The sequence below is a fragment of the Viridibacillus sp. FSL E2-0187 genome (assembly GCF_038006425.1).
Classification (GTDB): Bacteria; Bacillota; Bacilli; order Bacillales_A; family Planococcaceae; genus Viridibacillus; species Viridibacillus arvi.
Genome location: NZ_JBBOVG010000001.1, coordinates 35,608 through 52,157, shown reverse-complemented (window position 1 = coordinate 52,157; position 16,550 = coordinate 35,608). Strand labels below are relative to the sequence as shown.

Annotated in this window: 14 protein-coding genes; 3 read left to right on the top strand and 11 right to left on the bottom strand. The window is 35.6% G+C overall.

Translation table 11 applies throughout. From position 1 onward, the window contains the following. Nucleotides 1–21: 21 nt before the first annotated feature. The 5 genes from MHH85_RS00190 to MHH85_RS00170 form a co-directional block, all read right to left on the bottom strand. Nucleotides 22–2,250: a DUF4129 domain-containing transglutaminase family protein gene (locus MHH85_RS00190; protein WP_340705609.1), complete on the bottom strand. Its 2,229-nt coding sequence runs from the start codon at nt 2,248–2,250 to the stop codon at nt 22–24. Beyond that, complete coding sequence (locus tag MHH85_RS00185) at nt 2,247–3,416, bottom strand: DUF58 domain-containing protein (protein WP_340705608.1); 1,170 nt, start codon at nt 3,414–3,416, stop codon at nt 2,247–2,249. The genes MHH85_RS00190 and MHH85_RS00185 overlap by 4 nt, the downstream gene beginning before the upstream one ends. 44 nt (nt 3,417–3,460) lie before the next feature. After that, complete coding sequence (locus tag MHH85_RS00180; protein ID WP_193737577.1) at nt 3,461–4,411, bottom strand: AAA family ATPase; 951 nt, start codon at nt 4,409–4,411, stop codon at nt 3,461–3,463. 397 nt (nt 4,412–4,808) lie between these two features. Then, complete coding sequence (gene nadE, locus MHH85_RS00175; protein ID WP_340705607.1) at nt 4,809–5,636, bottom strand: ammonia-dependent NAD(+) synthetase; 828 nt, start codon at nt 5,634–5,636, stop codon at nt 4,809–4,811. A gap of 13 nt (nt 5,637–5,649) precedes the next feature. Continuing rightward, nucleotides 5,650–7,119, bottom strand: a complete 1,470-nt coding sequence (locus MHH85_RS00170; protein WP_053418908.1) for a nicotinate phosphoribosyltransferase — start codon at nt 7,117–7,119, stop codon at nt 5,650–5,652. A gap of 422 nt (nt 7,120–7,541) precedes the next feature. On the opposite strand from MHH85_RS00170, the gene MHH85_RS00165 reads away from it, so the two are divergent. Beyond that, nucleotides 7,542–8,087: a phosphoribosyltransferase family protein gene (locus MHH85_RS00165; RefSeq protein WP_193737579.1), complete on the top strand. Its 546-nt coding sequence runs from the start codon at nt 7,542–7,544 to the stop codon at nt 8,085–8,087. Between the two features lie 232 nt (nt 8,088–8,319). On the opposite strand, the gene MHH85_RS00160 is transcribed toward MHH85_RS00165, so the two are convergent. Beyond that, nucleotides 8,320–8,820 (bottom strand): methylated-DNA--[protein]-cysteine S-methyltransferase, encoded by a 501-nt coding sequence (locus MHH85_RS00160; RefSeq protein ID WP_340705606.1) that lies wholly within the window; start codon nt 8,818–8,820, stop codon nt 8,320–8,322. A 286-nt stretch (nt 8,821–9,106) separates the two neighbouring features. Here MHH85_RS00160 and MHH85_RS00155 point away from each other — a divergent pair, with 286 nt between their 5' ends. Both MHH85_RS00155 and MHH85_RS00150 read left to right on the top strand, forming a co-directional pair. Continuing rightward, nucleotides 9,107–9,838: an ABC transporter ATP-binding protein gene (locus MHH85_RS00155; protein ID WP_340705605.1), complete on the top strand. Its 732-nt coding sequence runs from the start codon at nt 9,107–9,109 to the stop codon at nt 9,836–9,838. Next, entirely contained in the window at nt 9,835–10,590 is a 756-nt protein-coding gene (locus MHH85_RS00150) for an ABC transporter permease (RefSeq protein ID WP_053418912.1), read from the top strand. The genes MHH85_RS00155 and MHH85_RS00150 overlap by 4 nt, the downstream gene beginning before the upstream one ends. Before the next feature lie 73 nt (nt 10,591–10,663). Here the strand turns inward: MHH85_RS00150 and MHH85_RS00145 are convergent, their stop codons facing one another. The 5 genes from MHH85_RS00145 to MHH85_RS00125 form a co-directional block, all read right to left on the bottom strand. After that, a complete protein-coding gene (locus MHH85_RS00145) occupies nt 10,664–11,218 on the bottom strand; it encodes an NADPH-dependent FMN reductase (protein ID WP_340705604.1) in 555 nt (184 codons plus the stop codon). Between the two features lie 213 nt (nt 11,219–11,431). Further along, the gene (locus MHH85_RS00140) at nt 11,432–13,015 is read right to left on the bottom strand and encodes a catalase (RefSeq protein WP_340705603.1); all 1,584 of its coding nucleotides are present in this window, start codon (nt 13,013–13,015) and stop codon (nt 11,432–11,434) included. Nucleotides 13,016–13,463: 448 nt separating this feature from the next. Continuing rightward, nucleotides 13,464–14,069: a response regulator transcription factor gene (locus MHH85_RS00135; protein ID WP_193737584.1), complete on the bottom strand. Its 606-nt coding sequence runs from the start codon at nt 14,067–14,069 to the stop codon at nt 13,464–13,466. After that, nucleotides 14,062–15,201 carry a sensor histidine kinase gene (locus MHH85_RS00130; protein ID WP_340705602.1) on the bottom strand — a complete coding sequence of 380 codons (1,140 nt, stop codon included), beginning with the start codon at nt 15,199–15,201 and terminating at the stop codon, nt 14,062–14,064. Before MHH85_RS00130 ends, MHH85_RS00135 begins: the two co-directional genes overlap by 8 nt. A 97-nt stretch (nt 15,202–15,298) precedes the next feature. Next, nucleotides 15,299–16,351 (bottom strand): fatty acid desaturase, encoded by a 1,053-nt coding sequence (locus tag MHH85_RS00125; RefSeq protein ID WP_193737586.1) that lies wholly within the window; start codon nt 16,349–16,351, stop codon nt 15,299–15,301. Between the last annotated feature and the right edge of the window lie 199 nt (nt 16,352–16,550).

Genomic DNA, 16,550 nt, shown 5'->3' with positions numbered 1-16,550 from the left:
TACATGTTGTAACGCTTAAAATCAACCGCTTGTACGATTGATTAAATATTCCCAACTTTCTTTAATCTCTAACCAATCTAATTGAGTGTAATTATTACTATAAATTTGTTGCTCATATAAAGCAGTTATTTTACTCATATGCGTAGTACTTAAGCGTTCATCTACATACTTCGCAAAGTCTTGTAAAGTCTGCCCATTCCCCTTTTTCAAACCAGCATGCTCTAATTGTTTCAACAATTGGTGGTAAGCATGGTCTATCGAGATATTTCCTGGGTTCTTCATACGATAAAAAGCAATCATTGCTTTTGGTATCCACTTTCTACGGAATAATACTAGAATTAAAGTTAGTACTAATAAAACTCCTATAATTGTTGCTATCATCATTGTAGACTTCTTACTCATTACAGGTTCATTTGTTTTTTCTTTTTGAGCTTGTTTTTTATCTTTTTCTTGCTTCTGCTTCTCTTCTTTTATTTTTTCTTCTTTCTTCTTTTCAGCTTTTTGTTGCTTTTGCTTTTCTTCTTTGTCTTCATTTTTGGGATTGATCGGTGTAGGTTGTTGTTGATTTTTCACATCATCTAATACATTATCAAAACCTTCAAAGCCTATAGTAGGTTCAAATGACATCCAGCCTATTCCAGGTAAATATGCTTCTACCCATGAATGTGCATTATTATTTGTGATGACAAATTCCTTCTGTTCACCTGCAACATTCTGCACTTCTTCACCTTCAGAAAAGCCTTTTACCCAGCGTGCTGGAATGCCAATGGAGCGTAACATGACTACCATTGAACTTGAGAAATTATCACAATAACCCATTTTTGTATCGAACAAAAACTGATCTACATAATCATCATGTTTTCCTGGAATCGCCACTTTATCACGACTATAGACATAATTGTTATATTTAAAATAATCTACAATTGCGTTAGCTTTACCGTATAAGCTCTTTTCATCTTTCGTAATGTCTTTTGAAAGTTTCCTTACTCGCTTCGGTAGAGTTTTAGGTAATTGCAAATAAGCCTTATAATCCTTCGATAACTTATTCAAATCTTTTGTGTTAGTTTTCTTAAGTGCTTTTAAACTATACTTTGGTGAACTATAGGATATCGTATAAGCTTCTAACGAAATTTCATCTTCGTCCTTTACAGAGCGGATTTTTTCACCGTCTATTTCTCGGTAGAATGACACACCTGGTTCCACATTACTAACCTTCATCAAACCATATGTCTGCATAATGAATTTAAAATCTTTCTTCATTTCAACTTCTGCAGTAGTTTGATCCATTTTACTTCCTGGTTTAATAGACAAAGGGATATTCTCATTTTGATTAAAGGCTTCGACATAAACATCACCCTCTTTACGTTCCCACCCTTTTGAAGTATAAATATCCTTTGTTTCAATTCTCCAATATTGATTACTATCAGCCTTTGCATTAAAGACGACTCGAGCATCCATTTTAAATGGTCCGCCTAGCTTTTTATCGTCTTCGACATAACCAATTTTCCCTATTGCAGAACCGCCTTTACCTTCTTGGTCCATTAGAGTAGACAGTGATTTTGGTAAAGTTACCATCGGGCCTTTTTTTGGCATCGCATAGGCAAATACTGTACTCGCAATAAGCATAACTGCTAATGGAACAAGAACAGCGATATACTTCATACCTTTTCTCTCTACAGTATTTGTCTCAAATAAATGATTTGCATATAAAGTACCAAGCAAAAGTAATCCTAAAAACATAACTCTTATAATGGCAAACTTCGCATTATATTCACTAAAAGTATCTAGCAATACTAAAAATATTATTGTTACGAGTAAGAAATGAATAATAGTATGCTTCACAGTTACCCAATAGTGAATTAGATAAATTGACATCCAAAGTAAGATAAAGAATAAGATACTTCGGAAAGAATTCTCCACACCATTCCAATCTTTTTGCATCAATGCTAACCAACTATTTTGAAAATCACTAGTTAATGTTAGTACACTCTCAATCGAAAATACTTTCGTTCCTGTATAAACGTACATTAAAAACCATAGTATATAGGCAAATTTTATAACAGCCGATATCCAGCCATTTAAATGGACTATATTCGTCAGTAGACAGATAGCTACGAATAATAAGAATAAGTTTAAATGACCTGTATTGGTCAAATTTACTATAGGCAAAAGCCATTCTCTTAACATGAAGAAAATCACTATATAGAACGCCACTAATCCAATCATTCTCTTAATAGGGTAATTCGTCATTTCAACACCCCCATAAAAGCTTCTGTAAATTGTTCTTTAGCAATCGTATTAACTCTTATACCACGTGTGCGAGCTAATTTCTCCATAGCCTGTTCCTGAGTAGACATGACTTGTCCTTTACTTCGAATGACAAAACAAAGACAGGCACGAGATGACTTTGATGCCTTTGTTAAAGTATCAAGCCACTCGGTTGTAAGCTCACTTGTCACAAAAAGAATTTGAGCAGCATTCGCTAATGTACGATCTTGTCCGTACAAAAGATTGACTGAATCCCCCAAATCATCTTGTACACTCGCCAAATGAAACATCACCTCTTGCAATTGGCTTTCTGTTTGAATTGCTTCAAAAAGCACACGATTTCTACCTGCCGACAAAAATGCCATCGTTATTTGCTGACGAACGCTCGCATTCAAGATAGAAGCAACAAATTCAACTTGCTCTTCAAATAATGCTGATGGCGAACAATCTAGCACAAGGCATAAATCTTGTGATTGTTGATCTTCAAACTCTTTCGTACGAAGCTCTCCAGTTTTCGCAAATGTCTTCCAGTGTACCCAAGACATCCGATCTCCAGGTTGATACTCACGCAACCCTGACACCATCGTCGTATCTCGTACAATTGCGGAAGATACAGGTCCAGTTCCGGTTCGCATACTCATATCAAGTGGTCTGAAAATCATTTTCGTCACATTTGGATACACAACAACAGTACGTTGAGCAGGTATGGTTTGCGTTTTTTTAATCCAGCCAAAGAAATCGCTAACTGTTATTTCAACGCCTTGTAAATAGTGCTCTCCTCGCGGTATTTCTTCAATCTCATATGTCCACTTAACTTCCTTTTTAAACCCAACTAACAATAACCTTTGCATTGGTTGCGTCGTTGCATTTATCAATACTTCACTTGCCTTCGCTTCACGAATAACTGCATATACAATTGGCCATCTATTATTGCGCTTTAGAGTCATTGTCATCTTCAATGAATCACCATTTCTCATATGTTCCTGTTCAATACTGCGCTCTATTTTCATTTTTTTTAAAGGTGTAAAAAACAACAGCAATGAATATGTTGAGAAAGGCAGTAACATGAAAAAGACAAACCAGGTTACAAAGCCACCTTCTATGATGCCAAAAACTAATGTACTAAGCAGTAGCAAAACGACTAGCATCAGGCGTAGGATTCTCCCTGAAACATATCGTAATCTACTTATTGTCATTGATTTGCAGACCTTTTAATGGGCACAGCTGTATTAATTAAAATGCGTCCAATAATTTCTTCAGGTGATACTCCATCATAACGAGCTTCAGGTCTTAGCATTATACGATGGGAAAATACAAATGGTGCTAAAAACTGTACATCATCAGGTGTGACAAAACTACGACCACGAAGTAATGCGTATGCTTGCGAAGCTTTCATTAATGCAATCGAACCTCGTGGACTAACACCCAAATATACATATTGATTTTCTCTAGTTGCACGAGATAAATCGACAATATAACCTTTCACGACTTCATCAACAAAAACGTCTTTCACCTGTTGTTGCAAAGTAATTAACTCTTCTAAAGTAATGACAGATGATAAAAAGTCGATTGGCTTACCTTGTTCAGCACGACGCAGTACTTCAATTTCATCATCATAAGATGGATATCCCATTTTCATTTTCAATAAAAATCGATCAAGTTGTGCCTCTGGTAATGGATAGGTTCCCTCATATTCAATCGGATTTTGTGTTGCCATTACAAAGAAAGGTTTTGGGATACTATATGTTTCACCATCGATTGTCACAGCAGCCTCTTCCATACCTTCAAGTAAAGCAGCCTGCGTCTTTGGAGAAGTACGATTAATTTCATCAGCCAATACGATATTGCCCATGATTGGCCCCGGTCGAAAATGGAATTCCATATCTTTTGGGTTATAAATGGATACACCTAGAACATCAGAAGGCAATAAATCTGGTGTAAATTGAATACGCTTAAATTGTGCTCCTACTGATTTTGCTAAAGCACGTACCATCATCGTTTTACCAACTCCAGGTACATCCTCTAGTAATACATGCCCTTGAGCAAGTAACGATACTACACTCAATTCAGCTATATGCTTTTTACCTATCATGACCTTTTCAATATTACGTACGACCTCTTGAAGCTTTTCTTGTGTTTCCATCAATTGAACCTCCACTTTACAAAGTCTATCGTTTTAATTCATTAGACGAAAAGTAAGTCTTATGAACCGTATTTTCCAATATAATTGGACTTATTATACCATGTCCATTAGCTTTCGTTTGATTACAAACCTCTAACAAGTTAAAGAGTAGAAAAACTATTAGCTCCATTCATCTTTTTAGTTCCTTATATTATTGCTCCTTATAGCTCTTTACTAACCCCCTTTTTCTTTATAATTTTCAAATATACTTTAGAGCAGAACTTTCATTTAATAATAGGTAACTGTTTTATTAATTAATTGCTTGTTTATAATATCTTTCACCCATGCACTTCCTTGGATTGGGATAATAAAAAAACCGAATCCCCACTTCGGGATTCGGCTCATCTATTTTATTTAATTACTTCCAAAAATCATCAAATACAGTTATTGGTAGGTGACGTTTATGTTGTGAACGTAAGTAATGCCCTTCTAAGACTTTACGAGCCTCATCAGGAATTTCTTTACCTTCCAAATAATCATCAATTTGATCATATGTCACACCTAGCGCAACCTCATCGGGTAATGAAGGTCGTTCCTCTTCTAAATCTGCTGTTGGTGTTTTTTCGTACAAATGCTTCGGACATCCAAGCTCCTCAAGTAATGCTCTACCTTGACGCTTGTTTAAACGGAATATCGGCACAACATCTGATCCACCATCACCGAACTTAGTGTAGAATCCCGTAATGGCTTCTGCCGCATGGTCTGTCCCAATGACAATCCCAGCATTTGTTGCTGCAATTGCAAATTGAGCTTTCATACGCTCACGAGCTTTTTCATTCCCTTTTACAAAGTCAGAAAGCACAACACCCGCATCAGCCAAAGCTTGTACACCAGCATCTACAGCTGCTTTAATATTCACAGTATAGACTTTTGTAGGTTGGATAAAATCAATTGCGTCTTGGCAATCCTGTTCATCAGATTGTACTCCGTATGGAAGACGTACTGCCCAGAAAGAGTATTGATCTTTACCTACTTGTGCATTTAGTTCGTCTACTGCCATTTGAGCTAATTTACCACTTAAAGTGGAATCTTGACCACCAGATATACCTAAAACGAAACCTTTGACGAAAGAATGCTTAAGTGCGTATGCTTTTAGGAAATCTACTGAACGACGAATTTCTTCTTGTACATCAATTATAGGTAATACTCGCAACTCTTTAATAATTTGTTGTTGTAAATTTGACATACTACTTACCTCCTTAACCAAGCTCGATTTGTTCAACCATATCTTTCACTTCTTGAATGTTACGCATTTTATTATCCCAGCATTTTTGGCTTAAATCGACTGGATATTCCTCTGGATTTAAAGAACGCTTATATTCATCCCATAATAAGTCTAAATTTTCGGTCGCATACTCTCTCATCGCTTGTACAGAAGGGCTTTCGTAGATTACTTGTCCATTTTCTACTACTTTCGTGTGTAAATTTTTCGCTTCAAAGTTAGTGACAAATTTGGAGATGAATGTATGGACTGGATGGAACATTTTAATACGTTCCTCCAATTGAGGCTCCTCATCAAACATCGTAATGTAGTCACCTTCAGCTTTACCATTTTCACGATCAATGATGCGATATAATTTTTTCTGCCCAGGCGTAGTCACTTTTTCAGCGTTAGCAGAAATTTTAATGGTATCTTCCATTTGTCCATTTTCTTTTTCAATAGCTACTATTTTGTACACTGCACCTAAAGCGGGTTGATCGTAACCAGTAATTAATTTTGTACCAATACCCCACATATCAACCATTGCATTTTGAGCTTTTAAATTCAAAATAGTATACTCATCTAAATCATTTGATACAACGATTTTGGCATTTGGGAATCCAGCGTCATCTAACATTTTACGTGCCGCTTTTGATAAAAATGCAATGTCTCCACTGTCTAAGCGGATACCCATAAAGTTAATTTTATCGCCGAGTTCTTTTGCTACTTTGATTGCAGTTGGAACTCCTGATTTTAGAGTATTATACGTATCAACTAAAAATACACAGTCTTTATGACGTCTTGCATAAGCATGAAACGCCTCGTAGTCATTTTTATAAGCTTGAACAAGTGAGTGAGCATGAGTGCCCGCAACTGGCAAATTAAATAATTTACCTGCCCGCACATTACTTGTTGATTCCAATCCACCTATAATTGCTGCACGTGTACCCCAAATAGCTGCATCCATCTCTTGAGCACGACGTGTACCAAATTCCATTACCACATCATCTTTTACGATTTGCTTAATGCGACTTGCTTTTGTAGCAATCAATGTTTGATAATTAACAATGTTCAGTAGAGCAGTTTCAACTAATTGTGCTTCGACTAAAGGCGCTTCAATACGAACAATTGGTTCATTACCGAAGACTAGTTCACCTTCAACCATTGAATACACATCTCCGGTAAAGCGTAAATCTCTTAAATACCCAATAAAATCTTCACTATAACCTAAATCATTTTCCAAATACTCTAAATCGCTTTCACTAAAACGGAAATCACGTAAATATTCCAGCATTCTTTCTAGACCAGCAAAAATTGCAAAACCGTTGCCAAATGGTAATTTTCTGAAATACAGCTCGAACACTGATTTTCTATTATGTATACCATCCGCCCAATAAGATTCTGCCATGTTTATCTGATATAAGTCTGTATGTAGCGTTAAGCTATCATCTGGATATTTCGACTTCATACTTAGTCCCTTCTTCCACCATCGTAATTAGTCATAGTATACACTATTTAACGTTAAACATGTTTTGAAAACCGCTATTCTATCTCATGAACCTTATATTTCTTCATTAATCCCACTGTAAATTTCTAAATCTTCTCAGTAATCCATTAACTATAAATTTGAACATTAGTTTTAAAGGTGATAACATTGTTTTGAATCGAACAATCCCGTATACTTCCAAAAAAGTGTATTAAAAATATCTGGGTATTTATCGTGATATTGCAATTTAAGGATTATGTCACATTATTTTTTGATGATGCGCATTATTACGACTTAAATCATCTGAAAAATGTAAAGACTATTAGAGACCTATTTATATAGGCCATCGGGTATTTTTTGAATTTGTCTCATTAGTTATTTTGTAAATCGGAGGATTTTATGCAATGAAAACTTATGAATTACATGTCGCAGGTTTAAAACGACATTTACCTATTATTCAAATAAAAGAAAATCTCTCTATAGCTAGTTTTGTTTTATTAGGCGATATAGAGATGGTGGATGCAGCAGCTACTGCCCTTGCTGAAAAGCTACCTGATGTAGATCTACTCATTACAGCAGAAGCAAAAGGGATTCCTTTAGTTTATGAACTTTCAAAGCGAATGAAATTACCACGTTATGTCGTAGCGCGTAAATCATTAAAATCTTATATGCTTGAACCACTTATCCATGAAGTGAAATCTATTACGACAGAAGAAAAACAAATCCTTTGTTTAGATTTTCATGATGTTGCCTTTTTAAAATATAAACGGGTTGCAATTATTGATGATGTTATTAGCACTGGTGCGTCTATCAAAGTTTTAGAAGAGCTTGTGACAAAAGCAGGGGGTCGAGTTGTTGCAAAAGCTGCTATTATAGCAGAAGGTGATGCCACTAAACGGGATGATATTATTTTCTTAGGGGAATTGCCCCTCTTCCCTCATCACCAATAAATTTACAAATCCACAAGCCAATTCAATCAAATTTTGAATTGGCTTTTAATTTTTTCTAAATTATTTCAAAAATATATCATTAGGTTATGTGAACTAGAGAACAAGATAATACTTGCAAAATGATGTAAGAACTTCACAAACCTTAGTTATTTATTTTATCATTTCTATTTATATAGGAAGAAACTCAATTTTATTTCATCATTTTGGTAAAATAATTCTGTAATTACATGTTTCACGTACTTAGTTTTTCTAATGCAAGGAGTGCTTTTTTCATAGGGATTCCACTACGAAAACCTGTAAGTTGACCATCTTTTCCGATAACACGATGACAGGGTACGATTATCAAAATTGGATTTGCACCAATTGCTGTACCTACTGCTCGCACTGCCTTTGGATTATTTATTTGATTGGCAATGGCTGAATAAGTTGTTGTTTCACCATAAGGGATTCCTTGTAATGCTTTCCAAACAGATTGTTGAAACTCTGTGCCTCCTGTATCTAAGGACATCACAAATTCCTTTTTTTCACCTTTTAAATAGTCTATCAACTCTTTTTTATACACTTCTAAATTTTCTTCAGACTCTATTAAGTTGTACTTTTTGAACCTCTTTGCGGACATCATTTCTAACTCTTCCATACTAATGCCAGCATAACTAAGTCCTTGGTCTGTAGCAGCTAAATAAATTCTCCAATCCTCATGTTGAAAACATGTCCAATAAATTTCTTTTATCATACTAATACTCCCTTTTTTCGTTAATATTTTGATGTTTCATCAGTCTGTTGGCTGAAAAAGCTCAGCATATCAAACCTTACTTTTTTTAGTGTAATTATAATATACCCAATATTGTTAGTTGATGGTTATAGGTTGTAAAAGCAAGATATCAATAATCCCACACGCTTCTTACAGAAATAGAGCGTCTCTTGCTTTAATAATGGCGGCTGAAGCCATTCTAAAATAGAAGATTATTCTTCAACTATGGTACATTTATAGTAAAGACTTTTATTCAGGAGGCTTACAAATGGATAAGGTATATGAGCCAGCTATACATTTTAATCATGTTGATTTTCAAATTGGTGACTCTAAAATAATAAAAAAAGTTACTGGATCCTTTCCAAAGGGAAAAATCACAACACTCGTTGGACCATCTGGCGCGGGCAAGACAACTTTACTCAAAATGTGCAACGGCTTAATCTCCCCTACCGCTGGTGAAATTTTCATTCATAATAAACTCATTACTGATTATGACCCAATTGATTTACGTAGAAATGTTGGAATGGCGTTGCAAGCTGCTCCTATGATCAAAGGCACAGTTTTTGAAAATTTGGAGCTTCCATTAGCATTGCAGAGCAAAAAATTACCTGAAGAAGATGCTATCTCATACTTAGATGATGTCGGATTGGAACGAGATTTTTTACATAAAAATGCAAATGATTTATCTGGTGGCCAACGCCAAAAAGTATCGATTGCTAGAACCCTAGTAAATCAATCCGAAATTTTGTTGTTAGATGAAATTACATCTGCACTTGATCGTGCTTCATTAAAAGAAATAGAAGAACTAATCGTCAAAATCAACGAAAAATATAATGTGACGATGATTTGGATTACACATAATCTTGAGCAAGCATTAAAAATTGGTCACTATACTTGGGTTTTAATGCAAGGAGAAGTCATTGAGACCGGAGAGAGCAAACTATTAGAGAACCCTCAAAATGACCTTGTAAAACACTTTGTACAAGGAGTGATTAAATGAGCTATTTGGCATTATCCTTAACATTGATTTTCGTACTTATTCCATTAATTTTATCAAAAACTTTAAAACTCGGATTAGAAAAAGATACATTTATTGCAACGATACGATCTATTATCCAGTTACTTGCTGTCGGCTATGTATTAAAATTTGTTTTTGATTCCAATCATTTTATCTATATATTCTTAATGATTGCTTTGATGATTGGAACTGCTACATTAAACGCACGTAAAAAAGGTAAGTCCATAGACGGGATTACGTGGAAAATTGCTGTTACTTTACTGACTGTTGAAGTATTGACGCAAGCCATACTACTAGGCTTCCACATTGTACCCGCAACTGCACAATATATCATTCCAATTAGTGGAATGATCATCGGAAACTCCATGGTACTATCCATATTATTCTTAAATCGTTTCACAGCTGAAATGCATGCTCATCGTGATCAAGTAGAGCTTATTTTATCATTAGGTGGAACACCAAAACAGGCTATTCATCATCAATTAATTAGTGCCATTAAGGCAAGTATGATTCCAACTATAGAAAGCCAAAAAACGATTGGGCTTGTCCAACTTCCAGGCATGATGAGTGGTCAAATCATTGCTGGCGCTGACCCGATCCAGGCAGTGCAGTTTCAATTACTAATCGTTTTCATCTTGCTTACGACAGCGGCTGTATCGAGTATTTTCCTTGGATTTTTGTCCTATCCAACATTGTTTAATAGTCGTATGCAAATGTTGAAAGAAAAATTTTAATTAAAAAGCTTCTTCTCTATACGTCTTAGAGAAGAAGCTTTTTGTCATAATAATTGTACTGGGGAGCTATATATTATTTAGTATGTTTGTCGTAAAAAGCTATAAAGTTATCTACTACATTATCAAGGAACGCGATTGTACTTTCATCTGTTAGTTCGTCAGCTTCGTTTAACTTTGTATGAACTGCTCCTATATATACTTCATTACCTGGTAGTAGTACTGGTGCTAAAGCTGGATTTGAAAGTATTTCACGCAAATGGATTTGAGCGCGAACACTACCTAAAACACCCATTGATGAACCTACAATGAATCCTGGTTTATCTTTGATTGTATAATCACCACCACGTGATAACCAGTCAATTGCATTTTTTAATGCACCTGGAATTGAGTAGTTATATTCAGGAACAGCAAATAATACTGCATCAGAATCTTTAACATCCGCTTTAAAAGCTGTTGCACCAGCTGGTGGATTGTTTTCAATATCAATTGAGAACATTTCAACGTCATTAATTAATACCGGTGTAATTTCCAATTTGTTTGCATAGCGTTTTTTCATGAAGTTTACAAGTTTTAAATTATTTGAAGTTGAGCTAGTTGAACCTATTATTGCCTTTACTCTAATAGTCATTTAATGTCTACTTCCTTTTCTATTTTAAAATTTTGTAACATGTAAAGCATATACCCTAAAAATAGGATATTCCAACAATTTGACTCAGTGACGAAAAACTCCTTCTATAGCATGCTCAATTTTTTATAAATTAATAAATTTTCGGTAATTGTTTTGCAATTGGCTATTTAAAAAAAGAAAAAAACGCGAGGATTATTATCCTCACGTTTCATTTTAATACGGCTCTGCGTCATGCCCTTTTTCAATGGCATCTTCAGGAGCCTTATCTCCATCATTATTTGCTAAAGGTCTTTGCGTAGATGAGTATTTATTGGCATTTTGTAGTCCCTCTTTTAGTCTACGGCCGTAATTATCATCGGCTTCCTCTGCTAATGCAATCATTGCCTTTTGGATCTTTTCATCACAACTAGATAAATCACCGATAAGATTTTCTAGAAGCTCATCTTTTTCCCAGTCCTCAAAATTACGATACGTTTCCCCTGCTTGTTTTGTATTACTTTGACGATCGATGGATTCATGTACTAAATTGCCTTCAATAAATGGTGTATACTCTTTTGCATTTTGTTTAGCTTCGTGCAAGCCACCAAGCATGGATGGCTCGTAGTTAATGTGTGGATTCTGACCAGGCGCTAAATCACGCTTATATAACATTTGACCACCATTTTGGTTTGTAGCAACACGTTTCTTCGGTGCATTAATCGGGAGTTGTAAATAGTTTGCTCCAACACGATGACGCTGTGTGTCTGAATAAGAAAACGTTCTACCTTGCAACATTTTATCATCAGAGAAATCGAGTCCATCAACTAATACGCCTGTTCCAAACGATACTTGTTCTACTTCTGCAAAGAAATCTTCAGGATTTTTATTTAATACCATCTTCCCTACAGGATGCCAAGGAAATTGATCTTCAGGCCATAGCTTCGTATCATCTAAAGGATCAAAATCGAGTTCTGGATGTTCTCCATCAGACATGATTTGAACATTTAATTCCCATTCTGGATAATCTCCATTCGCAATCGCATCATATAAATCTTGTGTAGCATGGTTAAAATTTTTCGCTTGGATTTCTTCAGCTTCCTGTTGAGTCAAATTCTTGATTCCTTGTTTTGGTTCCCAGTGGTATTTGATCAAAACAGCTTCTCCATCACTATTCACCCATTTATAAGTATTCACCCCAGACCCTTGCATCATTCGATAATTTGCAGGAATCCCCCAAGGTGAATAGATAAAAGTGACCATATGGAACGATTCCGGTGAACTTGCACAAAAATCAAAAAAGCGCTCAACATCTTGTATATTCGTAATAGGATCCGGCTTAAATGCATGAATCATATCAGGAAATTTCATAGCATCACGAATAAAAAAGATCTTAATATTATTCCCTACTAGATCCCAGTTACCATCTTCAGTATAAAATTTCACTGCAAATCCTCGGGGATCACGTAAAGTTTCTGGTGAATGATTTCCGTGTATTACTGTTGAAAAACGAACAAAAACTGGCGTTTGCTTCCCTTTGTCTTGAAATACCTTTGCTCTAGTATATTTGGACACAGGTTCATTCCCTACCGTTCCATACGTTTCAAAATAGCCGTGTGCTCCAGCACCACGAGCATGCACTACACGTTCGGGTGTACGCTCTCTATCAAAATGACTCATTTTCTCTAGAAAATCATAATTTTCTAAAGTAGCTGGCCCACGATTACCAACAGTTCTCAAGTTTTGATTGTTTGTAATAGGATGCCCTTGTCTATTGGTAAGCGTGTCTTCCTTTTCAATATGATCATCATTATGCGTCATAAAATAGCCTCCTTGAATATCTTCACAATCCATCTTGTCCTGTATTTTAATGAATTAAACATTTGTAGCTTTTTGGGGAGCTTATTTAACCTACTCGCTCCTCTTTTTGACTTACTCGGGCTCCCTTTTAACCTACTCGCTCTCTTTTGACTCATTCGGGCTCTCTTTTAACCTACTCGCTCTCTTTTGACTCATTCGGGCTCTCTTTTAACCTACTCGCTCTTTCTTTTAACTCACTCGAGCTCTCTTTTAACCTACTCGCTCTTTCTTTTAACTCACTCGAGCTCTCTTTTAACCTACTCGCTCTTTCTTTTAACTCACTCGATCTCCTTTTTAATCTACTCGCTCCTCTATCAGTAATTTTTCCAACAAAAAAGCACCTCACAAGGAGATGCTGATTAATTTACAATATGGATTTATATAAAACTCACTTAGCCAGCTTTTTGCTCTATTTGTTCCATCCTTTTTCCTTAAAACGAGCGATTGCTTCAATTCGATTGCTTACTTCTAGTTTGTCTAAGATGGTTGAAATATAGTTTCGCACGGTACCGGGCGAAAGAAAAAGCTCCCCCGCTATTTCCTTCGTCGTTTTACCCTCCGCTACTAGCTCAAGTACTTCACTTTCACGTTCTGTGAGCGGATTTTCAATAGTCTCTTCATAAACAATATCGATTAACTCCGGTGCATATAGTCGTCGGCCTTCCATAATTACACGGATAGAATTTACAAGTTCTTCAATAGGGCTGTCTTTTAATAGATAACCACGCACCCCCGCTTTACGAGCGCGTTCGAAATAACCTGGACGCGCAAAAGTAGTTAAGATGATAATCTTACACGGATGATCTTGTAATTCTTCAGCAGCATCTAATCCGGTTTTCAAGGGCATTTCAATATCCATAATACAAATATCGGGATTATGCTCCTCTACAAGCGCGACAGCTTCAGCACCATTTTTGCCAATGCCGACTACTTCCATATCATCTTCCATATTGAGTAAAGATTTCATAGCACCTAATAGCATACCTTGATCTTCAGCTATGACGATTTTAATCATGTTGGTCACTTCCCTTTTGATGTGTGATGACGACAGGTACAGTAATATTAAGCACTGTGCCGTTTTGTTCAATAATTTGCAGATTGCCGTTGACGAACTCTAATCGTTCTCGCATGCCATTCAAACCATTACCTTCTGATTTCTCTTTTTTGGCTGATAGGCCCACGCCATTATCTGCAATGATAATCTGTAATTCATTTTTATTTTGGGCGAATGTAATTTCACACTTCGATCCATCACTATGTTTTACTATATTATTAACAGCTTCCTTTAGACACATGCTTAGAACGTTTTCAACTATTGTTGGAACTTTATCAAAATTAGGGTCGCCTACAATCGTCAATTCCATTTCTGCTGCATCTAAAATTTGCTGAATACGGACAAGTTCATCATGTAACTTCACTGTACGCATATCTGCTACAAGTTCGCGTACTTCCTTCAACGCAATACTTGCAGTTTGGCGAATATCTTTTAATTCCATCACTGCAGCCTGTGGATCCTTTTCCACTAAACGTGCAGCTAAATCACTTTTCAAACCAATCATGGAAAGCTTTTGCCCGAGGGTATCATGCAAATCACGCGCAATACGCTGGCGCTCTTCATAAATACTAAGCTCAGAAATACGTTCTTTTGCCGACTCTAGTTGTCCCTCAAGCTTTTCACGTCTATTCCAGTTATATAAATTAAATGGTAATAGTACCGTTCCAATAACCGAAATAATGATAAAGTGAATTTGAGGAAGAAACAAGTCAATTTCAACGAAAAACCCTGCTACTATCGCGCCTATTGTAAAAGCGATATGTAAGCCATACATAATATAAAACCCTACAGTATTACGGATATTCCCAATAAAAAACGCTGTAAATAATGATAGATAAACATAACCAAAAAGTAATGTCATCGCAACATTAATTATCATTTCAAAGGATACCCACATATATACGAGTCCATTGTGTGATCTATGTGAAAAACGATATGAAACAAAATATAAAAGTAAAATTGAAATCCCTATCGTTATTTCTAAAAATGAAGATGACCTAAATATGAAAAAGAACGGTAGTAAACAGAAAATTATCCAAGCATAAATACTTAGCCAAGGACTTTTCGGGAAAATACTAAACCAGCTCAGCATAAATTCATTCACCGCCCCATCTAATTGCCCCTATTATATCAAATGTCATATAAACAAAAACAGCCATCTCTGTTTAAAGAAATGACCGTTTTCATACTTAGCTTGCTTTTTTCATAGGTACTTCTTGATTTTTTGACAAACGATCATGTTCATCTACTAACCTTTGTACAGATTTGAAAGTCACAAAGGCTTTATGTGATGGATCATATAATTTATAACGTAATGATTCTAAACTTGTTTTGATAGTTACTGTTGTAGCTTTTTGAAGTGGCGGTACTTTTTCATGTGCTTCTTCTAATAAGTAATTTGGTACACGTGGTGATAGATGATGCACGTGATGGAAACCAATATTACCTGTTACCCATTGTAAAACTAGTGGCAGTTTATAATATGAACTTCCTTCAATCGCTGCCTTTACATAATCCCACTCAGACTCTTCTTCAAAATATGAATCTTCAAATGTATGTTGAATGTAGAATAACCAAATTCCTAATGCACCAGCTACAAACATCGTCGTACCATGTACGATTAAAAATGCTGTCCATCCGGCAGTCATCACGAGCGTAGTTGCTAATGCTACGATAATAATATTTGATAGATACGTATTCATACGCTCTTTTCGTTTTGCATCCTTACGATTAAAACGACTTGAAATTAAAACTAAATATAGTGGTCCTAATCCGAACATTACAAGCGGGTTACGGTAAGCACGATATTTGAATCGTTCCATTTTTGATGCTGCGATGTACTCATCAATTGTCATCACCCAAATGTCACCAGTACCACGTTTATCTAAATTTGAACTTGTTGCATGGTGAATTGCGTGTTCACGTTTCCATTTTTCATAAGAAAACAATGTTAATACTCCAGTTAATGTACCAACGATATCTGTTGCTTTTTTATTTTTAAAAAATGACCCGTGAGTACAATCATGAAATATAATGAATGTACGAACTACAAAACCTGCTGCGACTATACTTAAACCAACCGATGCCCAAACAGAAACTGGAACTAATAGATACGCTGCTGTCCATAAGATTATTAGTGGTAGCAAAGTGTTAACCATTTGCATAATACTTTTATTCAAATGAGACTTAGCGAATGGTGCGACGTCCTTACGTAATTGCTTCGTCTTTTCTATATTATTCATGTGATGTCCCTCACTTTTCTTCGCTTTTATATATTCTCATCTTAAAACTTATAGTTACATGTTAGTAGATATAGTTGTCATGATTAACATATGACATCTGTCATATAGCAAGTCTTAATACTTGGTAATAATATCGGAAAATTCACTTGATACTACTTACTTTGTTGTTTAATAGCCATCATTAAATAATTATGATGGC

Bases quoted from the DNA above. Each gene is read 5' to 3' on its own strand.
- MHH85_RS00150 (WP_053418912.1), top strand. From the start codon at position 9,835: ATGAGCTATTTGGCATTATCCTTAACATTGATTTTCGTACTTATTCCA.
- MHH85_RS00155 (WP_340705605.1), top strand. From the start codon at position 9,107: ATGGATAAGGTATATGAGCCAGCTATACATTTTAATCATGTTGATTTT.
- MHH85_RS00130 (WP_340705602.1), bottom strand. From the start codon at position 15,201: ATGCTGAGCTGGTTTAGTATTTTCCCGAAAAGTCCTTGGCTAAGTATT.
- MHH85_RS00185 (WP_340705608.1), bottom strand. From the start codon at position 3,416: ATGCTAGTCGTTTTGCTACTGCTTAGTACATTAGTTTTTGGCATCATA.
- MHH85_RS00145 (WP_340705604.1), bottom strand. From the start codon at position 11,218: ATGACTATTAGAGTAAAGGCAATAATAGGTTCAACTAGCTCAACTTCA.
- MHH85_RS00160 (WP_340705606.1), bottom strand. From the start codon at position 8,820: ATGATAAAAGAAATTTATTGGACATGTTTTCAACATGAGGATTGGAGA.
- MHH85_RS00125 (WP_193737586.1), bottom strand. From the start codon at position 16,351: ATGAATAATATAGAAAAGACGAAGCAATTACGTAAGGACGTCGCACCA.
- MHH85_RS00170 (WP_053418908.1), bottom strand. From the start codon at position 7,119: ATGAAGTCGAAATATCCAGATGATAGCTTAACGCTACATACAGACTTA.
- MHH85_RS00190 (WP_340705609.1), bottom strand. From the start codon at position 2,250: ATGACGAATTACCCTATTAAGAGAATGATTGGATTAGTGGCGTTCTAT.
- MHH85_RS00165 (WP_193737579.1), top strand. From the start codon at position 7,542: ATGAAAACTTATGAATTACATGTCGCAGGTTTAAAACGACATTTACCT.
- MHH85_RS00180 (WP_193737577.1), bottom strand. From the start codon at position 4,411: ATGGAAACACAAGAAAAGCTTCAAGAGGTCGTACGTAATATTGAAAAG.
- MHH85_RS00135 (WP_193737584.1), bottom strand. From the start codon at position 14,069: ATGATTAAAATCGTCATAGCTGAAGATCAAGGTATGCTATTAGGTGCT.
- nadE (WP_340705607.1), bottom strand. From the start codon at position 5,636: ATGTCAAATTTACAACAACAAATTATTAAAGAGTTGCGAGTATTACCT.
- MHH85_RS00140 (WP_340705603.1), bottom strand. From the start codon at position 13,015: ATGACGCATAATGATGATCATATTGAAAAGGAAGACACGCTTACCAAT.